We start from the raw sequence: 16,515 nt of genomic DNA, 5'->3' as shown, positions 1-16,515 counted from the left end.
GCTGCTCGCGCGCGGCCCGGGCCTGGCGGTGCGGGTCGCCGCGCGAGCCGCCGATCTCGGCCGGGTTCAGAACGCACCTCCCAGCTTGCGCCTGGCGACGCGGCCCGCCCCGGCCGCCACGCCCTTGACCCCCGAAGTGCGGTACTCCTCGCGCAGCCGCCCCGACAGGCGGGCCGCGCGCGCCGACAGCTCCGCCCGCTTGTCGACGGGCATCCGCGGGGCCATCCCGCTCATCGACTGCGGCAGCATGGCGAAGGCGACGCTGACCTGGCCGGACGACACCACCGGCGCCCCGGCGCGGCGGGCGATCGGCAGCCACACGGCCGCGTGCGGGGCGAAGAACTCCATCAGGTTGCCGCCGAGGTAGCGGCAGTCGGCGTAGTGCAGGCCGACGAAGTCCTCCGGCTTGTCCCAGCGCAGCACCTGCTCGCGGCGGCGGCCGCCCGCGATGACCCGGGCCTCGATCCAGTCCACCCGCACGATCGCGGGACGGCCGGGGATCGCCAGGGAGATGTCCACGGTGTCGTGGTGCTCGAAGCGCAGCCGGGCGAACGACAGCCCGTTGTGGTTGACCCGGACGCGGCAGCGGATCGTCTCGTGCCAGCGGTCGTCCACGGTGCGGTAGCGCAGCCGGGTGTCGACCGGCTCCCCGGCCGGTTCCAGCGCCCGCCGGTCGAGGTGGCCGTCGGCGATGACCCGGGCGAGCGCGCCGAGCTGCGGGTCGGACGCGGCGATCAGACCGGGCCAGAACGAGTCGCGCATGTGCAGGTCGGCCAGGTCGTTGACGGACAGGTACGGCACGGCGGCGCGCAGGTCGTCCGGCAGCAGCGTGGTGACCAGGTCGGAGCCGAAGTTGTCCTCGTGCACCCAGTTGCCGAAGACGGCGGCCTCGGCGGGGGTCGGCGTCTCCAGGGCGGCCACCAGGATGCGGGCGAGGCGGTCGCGGGCGGCCCGCGGCTCGGCCAGGTCCGGCCAGGGGGTGTCGGCGGCCGCCGCGTACCGGTTCCAGTTGCGCTGGAAGGCCAGGATGCCGTCCTGGACGGCGCGCCGCTCGGCGTTCTGCGACGGCGTGTCGGCGGTCTCGCCGAGGATCGGGGAGCCGTCCTCCTCGAACCCGACCAGCGACCCGCACAGCGCGTTGACGCACTGCTCGACGATCTCGGGGCTGCGGGTGACGGTCGCGGCGACCCGCTCGGGGTGCCCGGCCTGCGCCAGGTAGCCCTCGGCGCGCAGCCCGGCCAGGTAGACGCGTTCGGACCGGCTGTCGGTGGCCAGGTAGAGCCCGGCGGGGGCGACGTCGATCCCGGCGATGCGCAGCGCCCGGGCCAGCTGGAGCTGGATGGTGCCGCCCCAGCCGAGGTCCACCAGGGTCAGCTCGCCCCTGCCGTCGGCGCTTTCGTCGAGGGCGCCGGCCTCGCGCAGCGAGCGGATCATCCGCTCCCGGGCGGCGGTGACGGTGACGGCGAGCCGGTTGCGCAGGTGCGGCGTCTCGGTCAGCGCGCGGGCGACGCGTTCGGCGATGTCGCCGTTGTCGATGACGGTGTCCAGCTCGGTGGCCAGGCCGGGCACCTCGCCCGCCTGCAGCTCCAGCACCGTCAGCACCTGCCGGACGGTCATCTGGTAGCCGCTGCGCACGAACGCGTGGACCGCCGCGGTGTCGAACGGGTCGAGCCCGGCCAGCGAGGTGACGAACCGGGACAGCCAGACCGGGTGCGCCTCGACGTCCCAGCCGCGGGTCCGCGCCGCGTTGTTGATCATCTGGGAGAGCAGTTCGCCCTCGCGCATGGGGCACCACAGCCGGCGGATTCCGGATGCGTGCGCGCGGGCGGCGGCCCACTCGGCGAACCCGGTGAGCACCGGGCCGAGCACGCCCGCGCCGTACCGCCAGGCGGTGTCGAGGGCGGAGGTGGCGTGCGGGCCGCCGGCGTGGATCGTCTTGGCGCGCAGGCTGGTCAGGCCGAAGTCGCCGTGCACCTGGTCCAGGTCGGGGGCGTGCGTGTCGAGGTCGTCCAGCGGTTCGCGCTCGCGCCGCAGCACCTCCTCGTAGGCGTCGTCCAGCCGCCGGTAGTGGACGGCGCGCACGCCCAGCTCGGCCGGGACCTCGAAGTCGGCGGTCTCGTTGTCGCCGATGTGCACGATCTGGCGGGGGCTGCGGTCCAGCTCGCGCAGCACGATCTCCCACAGGCCGGACGCCTTGTCGGTGCCGTGCTGGTTGGAGCGGAAGATCGCGACGTCGTGCATCGGGCCGAGCTCGGGCCGGTCGAGCAGCAGCGACAGCTGGTCCTCGGTGAAGTAGGTGTCGGACACCAGCACGATCTGGATGTCCTGCTTGCGGGCGGCGCGCACGACCGCGGCGACGTCCAGGTCGACCACGGTGACGTCGCGCTCCAGCCGCACCTCGGCCTCGACGAGCTGTTCGAGCTCGGCGCCGGCGAACACGTCGGCGGGCATGGCGCGCCAGATGTCGGCCAGCGACACCTCGCTGCCCATGGCGTCGCGGCCGCGGCGGGCGGTGCGCTCGGCGGCGATGCGCATGCGGCGGAAGGTGGCGTCGGTGACCCACGGCGGGCACAGGCCCTCGGCGCGCAGCCGGGCCGCCAGCAGCGCGAACGCGTCGGTGGGCCGCGGCACCCGCCGCCACAGCAGGGTGTCGAAGATGTCCAGGGACAGCACCGCGCACTGCTTGTCGGCGACGATGCGGTGGACCTCCTCCAGCATCGGGCACCCGATCTCGTGCTCAGCCAACGCCGTCCCCTCCTGCTGCCTTGCCTGCTCTGCCCGACGTGCGGATGATGGTGCGGACACCCTATCCACGCGCACTACTTCGACGCGTTATCTCTGGATGCGTTCCGTCATCGCGGCAGAATCAGGGAGCCGTCCCATTATGTCCGCCGGGGCCGCCGGGGCCGGGCGTCCCGCCGTGGCCGCTGGTGGCCGCCAGCCGGCGGGCCTGCCGGTCCTCGCGCCACAGCGCACCGGCCTCCGCCACGTCCCCGTCGAAGATCTTGCGGCCGTCCCGCATCATCACGCCGCGGTCGCACAGCCGGGTCAGCATCCGGATGTCGTGCGCGACGATCACCATGGTGCGGCCCTCGCCGCGCAGCTCGCGGATGCGGGCCAGGCACTTCTCCCGGAACGGCGGGTCGCCGACGGCCAGCACCTCGTCGATGAGGAAGATGTCCGGTTCGGTGTGCGCGGCGATGGCGAACGCCAGCCGCATGAACATGCCGGACGAGTAGAACTTCACCTGGTTGTCCAGGAACCGCTGCACCCCGGAGAACTCGACGATCTGGTCGAACTTGGCGCGGATCTCCCGTTCGCCCATGCCGAGGATGGCCGCGTTGAGGTACACGTTCTCCCGGCCGGTCAGCTCGGGGTGCAGGCCCGCGCCGACGTCGATCAGCCCGGCGATGCGGCCGCGCACCAGCACCCGGCCGCGGTCCGGCCGCATCACCCCGGAGATCAGCTTGAGCAGGGTGCTCTTGCCCGAGCCGTTCAGCCCCATCAGCGCCACCGTCTCGCCGGGGTGCACGGTCAGGCTGACGTCGTCCAGCGCGTTGAAGGTCTCCGACAGCTTCTCCCGCCGCATCGCCCGCACCGTCATCTCCTTGATGGAGCGGGCGTGCCGCAGCGTGAACCGCTTGCTGACCCGGTCGATGACGATCGACGGAGGGACGCCCGCCCCGCCGCCGTTCGCGGCGCCCCCGTTCCAGGCGCCGGCTGTCGCGTCACTGCTCACGGCTACAGCTCCTCGGCGAAGCGGCGCTGGGCGCGGGCGAACAGCAGCCTGCCGGCCGCCAGCACGGCCGCCGCCGCGGCCAGCGAGACCGCGGCCCGCGCGTACAGGTCGGGCGGGAAGGCGAAGTCCTGCCGGGCGCCGGGGAACCAGAACGCCCGCTGGAACAGGCTGACCGCCGAGACCAGCGGGTTGGCCAGGTAGGCGTCCAGCACCCAGTCCGGGGCCTGGTCGCGCACATGCGTCCAGGGGTAGATCATCGGCACGGTCCAGGTGATGACGATCATCAGGATGTCGACGACCTGCTCCAGGTCCCGGAAGTACACGTTGAGCGCGGCGCACATCAGCCCGAGCCCCAGCCCCAGCACGGTCACGATCGCGAAAGCCAGCACGGCGGCGCCCAGCCCGGCCGGCGTCGGCAGCCACCCGTACGCCGCCGACGCGGCGAGCAGGACGGCGAAGCCGGGCAGGAAGTGCACCAGCGACACCAGCAGCGACGCCACCGGGAACAGCTCGCGCGGCAGGAACACCTTCTTCACCAGCGGCGCGTTGCCGGTGACCGAGCGGGTGCACGAGTGCAGCGTCTCGGTGAACAGGTTGACCAGCACCATCCCGGAGAACAGGTAGACGGGGAAGTGCTGGACCGCCCGGTCCATGCCCAGGAACACGCCGATGACGTAGAAGTACACCGCGAAGTGCACGGCGGGCCGCACGTACGACCAGCCGAGCCCCAGCAGCGACCCCTTGTAGCGCGCCTTCAGCTCCCGGCGCACCAGCAGCCGCAGCAGGTAGCGGCGCCGGAACACCTGCGCCAGCCCGCCGTCGGCCTCGGGCGGGCGCAGCCCGTCGGCGGCGGCCCGCGGCGGAGCCGCCGTCATCGGTCCCCGGCGTCCGCGGCGTCGAAGGTGCGGCGCCAGGTCTCGGGGGCGGCCAGGTCGTGCATGGCGGCCCGGTAGCGGCGGCTCAGCTCGGGCCACTCGCGGGTGAGCCGGGCGTGCAGCAGCGACGTGCGCTTCATGATCCGCTTGAACCGGTCGGGGTCGCGCTGGTACCAGGCCACCTTCGTGCCGTCGGCCGACGACACCAGGGCGCTGTCGAACTTCGACAGCACGCCCCAGTGCCGGTCGATGTGCGGGATGACGGTCTGCGGGTTGTCGCGGGTGGCGGCGTCCACCGGGCGCAGCTGCCGCAGCGTGCCGAGCGCGGCGCCGACCAGCAGCGCCGCACGGCCGCGCGGGGGCCGCGGCTCGCGTCCCCGCTTGGGCGGCCGCCGCCGCTTGACCTGCGGGAACTCCTCGTGGCTGGAGCGGTTCTGGGCGTCGGGGAAGGCGGCCCTGAAGGCCAGGATCTGCGGCAGCTTCCCGGCGATCTCGGCGTGCATGTGGTCCGGTCCGCGCAATACGTCCTCGATCGCCTGCAGCATCAGCTCGGCGGTGGAGTACTGCATGGCCAGGGCGTGCTTGATCGAGATGATCAGGCTCTCCTTGAGGAGGTTGCCGCCCCGCTCGTAGGGCGAGTGCAGCAGCGCGGTCACCAGCCGGTTGCGCTCGTGGTAGTAGGCCTGCCAGTCGATGCCGTCGTCCTTGTCCTGCCACGGGACGTGCCAGGCGGCCATGCCGGGCAGCGAGACGGTCGGGAAGCCGGCTTCGCCGGCGCGTACGCAGTACTCGGCGTCGTCCCACTTGATGAACATCGGCATGGACAGGCCGATCTTGCGCATGACGTCGACCGGGATCAGGCACATCCACCAGCCGTTGTAGTCGACGTCGACGCGGCGGTGCAGCCACGGCGTCTCCAGCAGGCTGCCGGTGCTGGCCTGCTTGGCCGTCAGCGGGTTGGCGGGGCGGGCGAAGTCGTGCTCGCGCCGGGTGTGCGGCGCCTCCTCCCACCACCACCGGTACCGCTGGATGCTCTCGCCGTAGGCGTGCAGCTGCGACCGGACGAACAGGTTGAACATGTGCCCGCCGACGATGGTGGGCGTGCGGGCGTGGTCGCCGAACGCCACCGCGCGCAGGATGCCCTCGGTCTCGGTGACCACGTCGTCGTCGAGCAGCAGGACGTAGTCGCTGCGGCCGGCGCGCAGCGTCTCGTCCATGGCGCGGGAGAAGCCGCCCGAGCCGCCCAGGTTGGCCTGCTCGATGACGTGCAGCCGCTCGCCGAGCAGCTCCGCGGCGCGCGGGAAGTCCGCATGGTCGCGGACCTTCTGGGTGCCCTGGTCGACGACGTAGATCGCGTCGAGGACGTCCAGCACCTCGGGCGCGCCGCCCAGCGCGATCAGCTGGTCCACGCAGAACGAGGGCCGGTTGAACGTGGTGATGCCCACGCTGACCCGGCCCTGGCGGACCGGCTGCGCCCCGTCCGGCTCGGCGCACCAGTCGGCCCGCTCCAGCACGGCGGTGCGCTCCCCGGCCAGCACGTCGAACCAGTACCAGCCGCCGTCGATGAACGGCTGCAGCGACAGCCGGAAGGTCTCCTCGCGCGGCTCGTCGGAGTCGATGCGCACCGACGCCACCCGCTGGATGTGGCCCTTGGCGGACGACCGGTAGACGATCACGTTGGCCTGGCCGCGCACCCGGACCCGCAGCAGCACGTCCTCGACGCCGGTCCAGCGCCGCCAGTAGCTGGCCGGGAAGGCGTTGAAGTAGGTGGCGAACGACACGCGGCGGCCGATCGGGACCACGACGGTGCGCCGCCCCACGTCCTCGGCGGCGACCTCGGGCGGCAGCTCGGCGGCCCGGGCGATGTCGTTCTCGGCGGCGCGTTCGGCCTCCAGCGCCTCGGCGCCCCGGGCGATGCGGCCCTCCACGTACAGCTTGAGCACGTCCAGGTCGCGGTCCACGGGCAGCACCACGCGCTGCAGCACGCGCAGATCGCCGGGCGCGCCCGGCGCGCCGGTCACCTCGGTCACTCGTCTGCTCCTCCGGTCACGAGACGCGCTCCCTCCGTGAAGTGGGGGCGCAGTTTGTTGTCGACCATGCTGAGCGCGCTGGCGATGGCCATGTGCATGTCCAGGTACTTGTAGGTGCCCAGCCGCCCGCCGAACAGCACGCCCTCCTCGCCGCGCGCCAGCCGCCGGTAGGCCAGCAGCCGGTCCCGGTCGGCGGGGGTGCCGATCGGGTAGTACGGCTCGTCGTCGCGCGCGGCGAACCGCGAGTACTCCCGCATGATGACCGTCCGGTCCGGCGGGTACCAGTCGCGCTCGGGATGGAAGTGCCGGAACTCGTGGATGCGCGTGTACGGCACGTCCTCGTCGGCGTAGTTCATCACCGCGGTGCCCTGGAAGTCGCCGGTGTCCTTGACCTCGGTCTCGAAGTCCAGGGTGCGCCAGCCCAGCTCGCCGTGCACGTAGCCGAAGTAGCGGTCCAGCGGCCCGGTGTACACCACCGGCACGTTGCCCACCACGTCGTCGCGCACGTCGAAGAAGTCGGTGTTCAGCCGCACCTCGATGCGCGGATGGTCGGCCATCCGCTCCAGCCACGCGGTGTACCCGTCGACCGGCAGCCCCTCGTAGGTGTCGTTGAAGTACCGGTTGTCGAAGGTGTACCGCACCGGCAGCCGGGTGATGACCTCCGCCGGCAGCTCGCGCGGATCGGTCTGCCACTGCTTGGCCGTGTACCCGCGGATGAACGCCTCGTACAGCGGCCGTCCGATCAGCGAGATCGCCTTCTCCTCCAGGTTGGCCGGGTCGGACACCTCGGCCGCCTGCCCGGCGATCAGCGCGCGCGCCTCGTCGGGGGTGAACACCCGGCCGAAGTAGGCGCAGATCGTGCCCAGGTTGATGGGCATCGGGTACACCCGGCCCTTGAAGGTCGTGTACACCTGGTGCCGGTAGCCGGTGAACTCGGTGAACCGGCGGGCGTACTCCCACACCCGCTCGTTGGAGGTGTGGAACAGGTGCGCGCCGTAGCGGTGCACCTCGATGCCGGTCTCGGGTTCGGGCTCGCTGTAGGCGTTGCCGCCGATGTGCCCGCGGCGCTCCAGCACCAGCACCCGCAGGCCCAGTTCGGCGGCGCAGCGTTCGGCCACCGTGAGCCCGAAGAAGCCGGACCCGGCCACTACTAGATCAACATTCACAGGACGACGCCGTCTCCGCGGGGGGCTTCGGGGGGTCTGACATGGGCCTGCTATCGGCCGATCGGTACTGATTCGGGGCTAAGATACCCGGGGTTCCACTGGTACAAGTGCAAGTCCGTGCGGATCCGCCGTCGGCGGGCGTCAGGATTCGCACGTCGACGCGTACGGCAACGAGGATCTCCGTGCCCCCGACCCCTTCCGGCAGCGTGCCCTCGGGCGACCGACCCGTGGTCTTCCTGCACGTGGGGGCGGCCAAGAGCGGCACCACGTACCTGCAGACGGTGCTGTGGCACAACCGCGAGCGGCTGCGCGCCGAGGGCGTGCTGTACCCGGGCCGCGACTTCGCCGCCCACGTCCGGGCCGCCTTCGACCTGCGCCGCACGTTCTTCCGCGGCGCCAGCGACCCGACGGTGCGGGGCGCGTGGCGCGAACTGGTGGACGCCGCCCGCGACTGGCCCGGCACGACCATCATCTCCCAGGAGCTGTTCGCCCCCGCCCATCCGCGCTGGGTGGCGCAGGCGCTGGACGACCTGGACTTCGCCGAGGTGCACATCCTGTTCACCGCCCGGGACCTGGGCCGGCAGATCCCGGCGCACTGGCAGGAGGACGTCAAGAACCGCTTCACCTGGACGTTCGAGGAGTTCGTGGCCGCGCTGTCGCGGCCCGACTGGGAGAACTTCGAGGCCGCGCGGCTGTTCTGGGGGCTGCAGGACCCGGTCGCGGTGCTGGCCCGGTGGGGTGCGCGGCTGCCGCCCGAGCGGGTCCACGTCGTCACGCTGCCGCGGCCCGGCGCGCCCCGCGACCTGCTGTGGCGCCGGTTCTGCGCGGCCGTCGGCCTGAACCCCGACGCCTGCGACCTGTCCGCCACGTTCGCCAACCCGTCGCTGGGCCTGGCCGAGACGCAGTTCCTGCGGCTGCTGAACGAGGCGCTGGAGGGCCGGGTCGGCTGGCACGTCTTCAACGACGAGGTCAAGCTGTTCCTGGCGCAGGAGGTGCTCACCCGGCGGCCCTCCCCCATCAAGATCCGGCTGCCCGCCGAGCACCTGCCGTGGGCGGTGGAACGGGCCGTGGAGACGGTCGAGGCGCTGCGCGCGGCCCGCTACCGCGTCGTCGGCGACCTGTACGAGCTGATCCCCGGCTACGAGACCCCGCCCGGCGCGCCGCCCGCGCCGCCGCCGGACGTCCCGCGCTGGACCGAGGCCGCCGACGTGGGCACCGATGCGATCGCCGCGCTGCTGGGGCGGCTGCTGGAGCGCGAGCGGCGGGCGGCGGCCGCGCCCGCCGGCGACGCGGCCGTCCACGAGCGGCTCGACGAACTGTCCGCCTACGCGCCCGCGCTGGCCGACCTGACCGCGCGGATGGCCCGCGACGCCGCCCCGCTCGCCACGCGCGCCGCCCTCGGCATGCGGCGCTACCCTGCGGTCCGGCGGCTGGGCGGCGCCTACCGCCGCATCCAGGCCCGGACCGGTGCCCGGCCGGACGCCGGCGCGGCCCGGGACGACCGCGCCGACAGCGAGTGAAAGTGAACGCGCACATGGCCGAACGACCCGCCGAACGACCCGCCAAGTCCGTCTTCCTGCACGTCGGCGCGCCCAGCGCCGGCGCGGAGTTCCTGCAGCGGGCGCTGTGGAAGAACCGGGCGCGGCTCGGCGACGCCGGGGCCTGCTACCCGCTCGGCGGGCGGGGGGAGCACTTCGGCGCGGTCATGGACCTGCGCGAGATGTCGTGGGGAGGCCGCCGCGACCCCGCCTGGGACGGCGCCTGGCAGCGCGTGGCCCGCCGCGCCCGCGAATGGGACGGGCCCACCGTGCTGTTCTCCCAGGAGCTGCTCGGCGGCGCCACCGAGGAGCAGGTCAAACGGGCCGTGGCGGCGCTGGAGCCGGCCGAGGTGCACGTGGTGTTCATCACCCGCGACCTGGGCTGGCAGCTGATCCTGGACTGGCAGGCGCAGCTGCGGCACGCCCACACCATCACCTTCGAGCGGTTCGTGGACGACCTGGTCGAGCTGGGCATCGCCGCGCCCGAACCGTACGGGCCGATGTTCTGGGGCCTGCACGACCCGGTGCGGGTGCTGCGGACGTGGGAGTCGGCGGTGCCGCGCGAACGGATCCACGTCATCACGCTGCCGCCGCCGGGGCCGGGGCCCGAGCAGCTGTGGCGGCGGTTCTGCCGGGTCACCGGGCTCGACCCGGACGCCTACGACGTGGCGGGCATCGCCGCCGAGGAGCCGTTGACGGTGGTCGAGGCGGAACTGCTGCGCCGCCTCAACGTCAAGATCGGGCCCGCGCTGGGCGCCGACTACGAGCGGGCCGTGCGCGACCACCTGGTCGGCGCCGGGCTGGCCGACGCCGCCGAGGACGCCGGCCGCACCCCCATGGGCCTGCCCGCCCGGCACGCCGCCTGGGCCGCCGACCGCACCCGCGAGCTGGCCGGTTCGCTGCGCGCGTCCGGCTACCGGATCGTCGGCGACCTGGACGAGCTGACCACCTCGCGGTCCCCGCGGGCCACGCTGCTGCCGGGGGACGTGCCGGACGAGCAGATCGCCACCGCGTCCGTCGCCGTCGCCGCCTACCTGCTGGAACGCATCGCCGAGGCGGGCGAGCGCATCGGCCTGGCCCATCTGCACAGCGAGCTGGCCAACGTGCGGCGCAACCTGGACCGGCTCATCGAGACGGCCGCGTCGCCGTCGCCCGGCCTGCAGCGGGCCGCCCGCCGCGCAGCCGGAAGGCGCACCTCGTGAGCGTCGCCGTGACGGCCGTGGTCGTCACCTTCAACCGGCGCGACCTGCTGGCCGAGGCGCTGACCGCGCTGCGCGCCCAGACCCGCGCCCCGGACCGGATCGTCGTGGTGGACAACGCCTCGTCCGACGGCACGGCGGCGATGGTGCGCGACCGGTTCCCGGGCGTCGACCTGCTGGAGCTGCCCCGCAACATCGGCGGCGCGGGCGGGTTCGGCGCGGGCATGGCGCGGGCGCTGGACGGGCCCGCCGACCTGCTGTGGCTGCTGGACGACGACACCGTCCCCGAGCCCGGTGCGCTGGAGGCGCTGCTCGCGGCGCGCGACCGCGCCACCGCCGGCGACGGCGCGCCCACGCTGGTCGCCAGCCGGGTCGTGTGGACCGACGGCCGCGACCATCCGATGAACACGCCGCGCGCCAAGCCCCGCGCCACCGCCGCCGAACGGCGGATCGCGCAGGCGGCGGGGTGCGTGCCGATCCGGTCCGCGTCGTTCGTGTCGGTGCTGGTGGAGGCGGCCGCCGTGCGCGAGCGCGGGCTGCCGGTCGCCGACTACTTCCTGTGGAACGACGACTTCGAGTTCACCACCCGGCTGCTGCGCGGCCGCCGCGGTGTGCTGTGCCCGGACAGCGTGGTCGTGCACAAGACCCGGGCGTTCGGCGGGACCGAGACCGACCCGGGCGACCGCTTCTTCTACGAGGTCCGCAACAAGATCTGGCTGTTCACCGGAAGCCCGGGGCTGTCGCCGCCGGAGCGCGTGCTGTACGCCGGGTCGACGCTGCGGCGCTGGTCGCGCACGTTCGCCGCGTCCTCCGACCGCAGGGTGCTGCGCCGCGCCCTGGTCCGCGGGCTCAGGGACGGGGTGCTGTCGCGGCCCCGGCCGACGGCGGCGCTGCTGCGCGAGGTGGGTGTGGACGCGACGGGCGGCGCAGGCGGGGGAACGGAGGGGAACGCGGAGGCGAACGCCGTGAACAAGGCGTCGCACTCCGTGGACGAACCGCCGCGTTCTTAGGCATCATCCCCAGATGTCCTACGCGACGTCTAATAAACACGCGCGCGCCGTGGACCATCGCACGCCCTCCCGGGCGGTCCGGCTGATGCCGCTGCTGCCCGCGGCGGCTGCGCTGGCGGTGACGCTGGCCGGGATCGGCGGGCCGTCGTTCTGGCTGGACGAGTCCGCCACGGTCAGCCTGGCCGGCCGTCCCGTCGCGGACCTGCTGCGGGTCTTCGACCACCTCGACCTCGTGCACGCCCCCTACTACCTGCTCATGCGTCCGTGGGCGGCGGTGTTCGGCACGGGCGAGCCGGCGCTGCGGCTGCCCAGCGCGCTGGCGACGGCCGCGGCCGCCGCCGGGATCGCGGTGGTGGGGCGGCGCTGCCACGGTCCGCTCGCCGGGCTGCTGGCCGGGCTGGCCTACGCGGGCGGCGTCACGGTGTCGCGGTACGGGCAGGAGGCGCGCTCGTACGCCATGGTGGCCGCGGCCGCCGTCCTCGCCTCCTACCTGCTGGTGCGGGCCGTGCAGCGGGACGCGCGGCGGCCGTGGCTGTGGTTCGCCGCCTACGCGCCGGCCGTCGTGCTGCTGGGGCTGCTGAACCTGGACGGCGTGCTGCTGGTGCCCGCGCACGCCGTCACGCTGCTGGCGGCGCACAGGGGGCTCGCGCGCCCCGGGCGGGTGTGGGCGGGCTGGTCGGCGGCCGTGGCGGTCGCGGCGGCGGCGCTCGTGCCGTTCGGGCTGGCCGCTTCCGGACAGAAGGTCCAGATCGACTGGCTGCGCACGCCGACGTGGCAGACCGCCGAGAAGCTGCCGGAGTTCCTGACCGGCGGGCGGTGGCTGGTCGCGCCGGTGCTGGCGCTGGCGGTGGTCGGCGCGGTCGCGGGCCGGCGGTCGCGCGGCACGGCCCCGCTCACCGCGCTGGCCGTGCCGTGGCTGCTGCTGCCCCCGGCGGTGCTGGTGGTCGTCTCGCTGGTGTCCGACCCGATGTACACCGAGCGCTACGTCTTCTTCTGCGTCCCGGCGCTGGCGCTGCTGACCGGCGCGGGCCTGGCCCGCCTCGGCGCGCTCGGGCGTCCGGCGGTCGGCGCGGCGGCCGTGACGGCGGTGGCCGCGGCCGTGGCGGCCGCCTCGGTGCCCCAGCACGTGGCGATCCGGCGGCAGGACAGCCGCCTCGACGACTTCCGGGCCGCCGCCCAGGCCGTGCGGGCCCACGCACGCGACGGCGACGCCATCGTCTACCTGGCGGGCATCGCCCGGTGGGGCGCGGCGGCCTATCCGCGCGTCTTCGGACGGCTGCGCGACATCGGGCAGGCGCAGTCCCCGGTGCAGGCCGAGAACCTCAAGGGACGCGACCTGCTCCCCCGCCAGATACGCGCCCCGCTCATCCGCTCGCAACGCGTCTGGGTGATGCGCACCAGGTCGATCGTCACGCGCCCGGGCGACGTGGTGTGGCGGCGCGAGCAGATGGTCCTGGCCACGGGGCCGTGGCGGGTGGTCGGCACGTGGCGGTTCCGGGGCGGCATGCTCACCCTGCTGGAGCGGACCGGCCCCTACCGCACCTCGACGTAGTCGATCTGGCCGCCGCCGTCCAGGCGCCGCAGGCCCAGCGTGTTCCACCCGGCGCTCAGGTCGCGCTGGACGGTCGCCGACGTCCAGGAGCCCTTCTTCGTCCTGCGCAGGCCCAACGGCGCGGGCGCCGCCCCGTTCACCGTCACCTCCAGGCGCGCTTTGGCACGCGACCAGTTGGCGTACTGGATCCGCACCGAATAGCGCCCGGCGACCGGCGCGAACACCGCGACGTCCACCGAGCAGCCCGGACCGCCCGACGGCCCGGCGGCCCTGCCGCCGGACGCGCGGGGCCGGCGCAGCGGCGTCATGCACCCGTTCAGCCGCGCCCGCTCGGCCTCGTAGCGCACGGGTGCGCCGCGCACCACGGGCCGCGCGCCGTCCCAGCCGAGCGCGGCCACGTACATGCCCCGGTTCACCTTCGACCCGCCGAGCCGCTGCCGGATGCCGTGGAAGACCAGGTAGTCGCCGCCGGTGTCGGCGAGCACGTCCACGCTGCCGGGCCCGCGCACCCGGCCGCCGTACCCGCCGGTCGACAGCAGCGGCCCGGCGGCCTTCTCGTACGGGCCCTCGATCGACGAGGCGACCGCGTACCGGGTCTGGTAGGAGGAGTCGAAGTACCAGCCGGCCGAGTAGAACAGCACGTACTTGCCGCCGCGCCGCACCAGGTCCGGCGCCTCCACCAGGACGGGTTCGCCGGCCCCGCGGCCGAGGATGCGCTTGGGCGGGCCCGCCAGGCGCAGCCCGTCGGCGGTCAGCCGGACGAGGTGGATGGCGGCCTTGCTGCGGGCGTCGGTCTTGTAGAGCAGGTAGCGGGTGCCGTCCTCGGCGATGTAGGAGGCGGGGTCGATGGCGCCGCCGAGGTCGGTCGGGCACACCAGCGGCTCGCCGTCCAGCGGGACGAACGGGCCCGCGGGCGAGGTCGAGGTGGCCACGCCGATGCACTGCATGTCGCGGTCGTTGCGGCGGGCGGAGAAGTACAGCAGGTAGGTGCGGCCGCCCGGACGCGGCGGCACGACCTCCGGCGCCCACGTCCACCCGGAGGCGGCCCACGCCGGCAGCCGCGCCAGGCCGTCGCCCGGCCTGCGGGTCCACGGCCCGGTCGGCGACGGGGCCGTGGCCACCGGCATCATCGCGTCGGGGCTGTTGGTGCCGTAGGCGTAGTACGTGCCCGCCGCCTTCACGACGGTCGGGTCGGCGAAGTAGTCGCCGATCACCGGTTTGACGGGCGAGTACCCGGGCGCGGTGAACGGCGTCGCCGTCTGCGCCGGGCTCGGCACCGGCGGCGCGGGCGTCCGCGATGCCCCGGCCGATGCCCCGGCCGACGGCGCAGGCCGTCCGGCCCGGGGTCCGTTCCGTCCGTCCGCCCCGGCCAGGCCCGGGTCCGGGGCGTGCAGGCCCGCGAGCCCGGCCAGCACCACGAGCGCCGCCAGCGCGCTGACCGGCGCGACGGCCCTGCCGTGGGGTCCGCCGGACGACAGCGGTCCGCGTGCTCGCAGGTCCACGATCAACTCCCTCGCCCCGCATGATGCCAAAACACCCGGCCCGCATGCCCGTTTCGACCTTTTTTGTCACTTATTACGCGTTCGGACCGCTCCGCAGGGACCTAATACGCTTACTGGTCGATCCCCGCCGGAGAGGAGACTCGGGACTTGTACCGGCCTAGGCGTCTCGGCACCGCCCGCCCTCCTCTCGTCATCGCACTGCTGCTGGCGCTCACGCTCGGCCTGGCGGGGTGCCTGGGCATCGGCCTGTCCCCGTTCGGCGGCGACCGCCCCTCGGTCGCCCCGCCGCCGAAGAAGCCGAACATCGTCTTCGTGCTCACCGACGACCTGTCCTGGGACCTGGTGCCGCACATGCGGCGCGTGCAGGACATGCGGGCCAAGGGCACCACGTTCGGCAAGTTCATCGTGGCCGACTCGCTGTGCTGCACGTCCCGCGCGACCATCTTCACCGGGCGGTATCCGCACAACACCGGCGTGCGCACCAACTTCCCGCCCGACGGCGGGTACGGCGTGTTCAAGGCGCGCGGCGGCGAGCAGGCGTCCTACACCCCGGCCCTGCGCAACGCCGGCTACCGCACCGCCCTCATGGGCAAGTACCTGAACGGCTACCTCCCCGCCGACACCCAGGGCGGGCCGCGCCCGTACGTGCCGCCCGGCTGGGACGAGTGGGCCGTCGCCGGCAACGGCTACCCCGAGTACAACTACAACCTGAACGAGAACGGCAAGCTCGTCCACTACGGCAACCGCCCGCAGGACTACCTCACCGACGTGCTGGCCAACAAGAGCGTGGACTTCATCAACCGCGCCGCAGCCGACCGCAAGCCGTTCTTCCTGCAGGTCGCCACGTTCGCACCGCACGGCCCGTTCGTGCCCGCGCCCCGCCACAGCCAAGCCTTCCCGCAGGTGACGGCCCCCCGGCCGCCGTCGTTCAACGAGGCGGACAACTCCGACAAGCCGTCCTGGCTGCGGTCGCGGCCCCGGCTGCGCAAGCCCGGCATCGCCCGCATCGACGCCGGCTTCCGCGACCGGGTCCGCATGGTGCAGGCGGTGGACGAGCTCATCGGGCGCATCCAGCAGGCGCTCGCCACCACCGGCCACGACCGCGACACCTACCTGGTCTTCGGCTCCGACAACGGCTTCCACCTGGGCCAGTACCGGCTGGCGGGCGGCAAGATGACGGCCTACGACACCGACATCAAGGTGCCGTTCGTCGTCACCGGCCCGGGCGTCCCGGCGGGCCGCACGACCGACGCCCTCACCCAGAACACCGACCTCGCCCCCACGTTCCTGGAACTGGCGGGCGCGCCCGTGCCGGCCGCGACCGACGGCCGCTCCCTGGTGCCGTTCCTGCGCGGCGAGGACCCCGGCGACTGGCGGAACGTGGCGCTGATCGAGCACGTCAAACCGCCGCCCAGCCCCGAGGACCCCGACCGGCAGGACTCCGGCCCCGGCGCGCCCCCGACCTACAACGCGCTGCGCACCGAGAACGAGCTGTACGTCGAATACGCCAACGGCGAGCGCGAATACTACGACCTGGCGCGCGACCCGCACGCCCTCGACAACCGCGCGAAGGCGATGCCGCCGCAGCGCGCGCAGGAACTGTCGGGTCTGATGTACGCGCTGACCCGCTGCTCGGGCGCCAAGTGCCACTCGGCGGGACGCACCCGCTGAACCACCCGGTCCCGTGCTCCGCAACATGCCGCCTTTACGAAAATCGAAAAACGCTCTGACGCACGTTCCCGCCTGTCACAGGCCGTTCCCGGCAACGGATGTGCCGCCGGGCACTGCCCGGCAAGACCGTTTCACGCGGCGCCGCCGATATGATCCGTGACGAACCTTTCTGATGGGCATCGAGCGCGCATACTTTGAGGCGCGCACAGTCGGGCGTCACACGATCACTGGAG

The 16,515-nt window shown here is 73.6% G+C and carries 11 protein-coding genes; 5 read left to right on the top strand and 6 right to left on the bottom strand.

The features are described 5' to 3' along the window. Nucleotides 1–66 precede the first annotated feature (66 nt). The 5 genes from ABD879_RS03570 to glf all read right to left on the bottom strand — a co-directional run bounded on the left by ABD879_RS03570 (nucleotide 67) and on the right by glf (nucleotide 7,792). A complete protein-coding gene (locus tag ABD879_RS03570) occupies nucleotides 67–2,745 on the bottom strand; it encodes an HAD family hydrolase (RefSeq protein WP_345017370.1) in 2,679 nt (892 codons plus the stop codon). Between the two features lie 121 nt (nucleotides 2,746–2,866). Beyond that, nucleotides 2,867–3,739 carry an ABC transporter ATP-binding protein gene (locus ABD879_RS03565; RefSeq protein WP_345017368.1) on the bottom strand — a complete coding sequence of 291 codons (873 nt, stop codon included), beginning with the start codon at nucleotides 3,737–3,739 and terminating at the stop codon, nucleotides 2,867–2,869. Between the two features lie 2 nt (nucleotides 3,740–3,741). Beyond that, nucleotides 3,742–4,614: an ABC transporter permease gene (locus tag ABD879_RS03560; RefSeq protein WP_345017366.1), complete on the bottom strand. Its 873-nt coding sequence runs from the start codon at nucleotides 4,612–4,614 to the stop codon at nucleotides 3,742–3,744. Beyond that, nucleotides 4,611–6,644, bottom strand: a complete 2,034-nt coding sequence (locus tag ABD879_RS03555) for a glycosyltransferase (RefSeq protein WP_345017364.1) — start codon at nucleotides 6,642–6,644, stop codon at nucleotides 4,611–4,613. The genes ABD879_RS03560 and ABD879_RS03555 overlap by 4 nt, the downstream gene beginning before the upstream one ends. Beyond that, on the bottom strand, nucleotides 6,641–7,792 hold the full coding sequence (glf, locus tag ABD879_RS03550) for a UDP-galactopyranose mutase (RefSeq protein ID WP_345017362.1): 1,152 nt from the start codon (nucleotides 7,790–7,792) through the stop codon (nucleotides 6,641–6,643). The genes ABD879_RS03555 and glf overlap by 4 nt, the downstream gene beginning before the upstream one ends. 200 nt (nucleotides 7,793–7,992) lie before the next feature. Between glf and ABD879_RS03545 the strand changes: the two genes are divergently transcribed. From ABD879_RS03545 to ABD879_RS03530, 4 genes are read left to right on the top strand one after another with little or no spacing between them, the layout of a single operon-like run. After that, nucleotides 7,993–9,330: a hypothetical protein gene (locus ABD879_RS03545; protein ID WP_345017360.1), complete on the top strand. Its 1,338-nt coding sequence runs from the start codon at nucleotides 7,993–7,995 to the stop codon at nucleotides 9,328–9,330. A gap of 14 nt (nucleotides 9,331–9,344) precedes the next feature. Further along, entirely contained in the window at nucleotides 9,345–10,550 is a 1,206-nt protein-coding gene (locus ABD879_RS03540) for a hypothetical protein (RefSeq protein WP_345017358.1), read from the top strand. After that, entirely contained in the window at nucleotides 10,547–11,557 is a 1,011-nt protein-coding gene (locus tag ABD879_RS03535) for a glycosyltransferase (RefSeq protein WP_345017356.1), read from the top strand. The genes ABD879_RS03540 and ABD879_RS03535 overlap by 4 nt, the downstream gene beginning before the upstream one ends. A 13-nt stretch (nucleotides 11,558–11,570) precedes the next feature. After that, nucleotides 11,571–13,109, top strand: coding sequence for a glycosyltransferase family 39 protein (locus tag ABD879_RS03530; protein ID WP_345017354.1), 1,539 nt, complete (start codon nucleotides 11,571–11,573; stop codon nucleotides 13,107–13,109). Here the strand turns inward: ABD879_RS03530 and ABD879_RS03525 are convergent. Then, nucleotides 13,091–14,611 (bottom strand): family 43 glycosylhydrolase, encoded by a 1,521-nt coding sequence (locus ABD879_RS03525; RefSeq protein ID WP_345017352.1) that lies wholly within the window; start codon nucleotides 14,609–14,611, stop codon nucleotides 13,091–13,093. The two genes, ABD879_RS03530 and ABD879_RS03525, sit on opposite strands and share 19 nt — an antisense overlap. 147 nt (nucleotides 14,612–14,758) lie before the next feature. Here ABD879_RS03525 and ABD879_RS03520 point away from each other — a divergent pair, with 147 nt between their 5' ends. Continuing rightward, the gene (locus ABD879_RS03520) at nucleotides 14,759–16,282 is read left to right on the top strand and encodes a sulfatase family protein (RefSeq protein WP_345017350.1); all 1,524 of its coding nucleotides are present in this window, start codon (nucleotides 14,759–14,761) and stop codon (nucleotides 16,280–16,282) included. Nucleotides 16,283–16,515 lie beyond the last annotated feature (233 nt).

The organism is Actinomadura keratinilytica (assembly GCF_039539665.1).
Classification (GTDB): Bacteria; Actinomycetota; Actinomycetes; order Streptosporangiales; family Streptosporangiaceae; genus Spirillospora; species Spirillospora keratinilytica.
The sequence above is the reverse complement of the archived record's forward strand: the minus strand, read 5'-3'. Positions and strand labels throughout refer to the sequence as shown.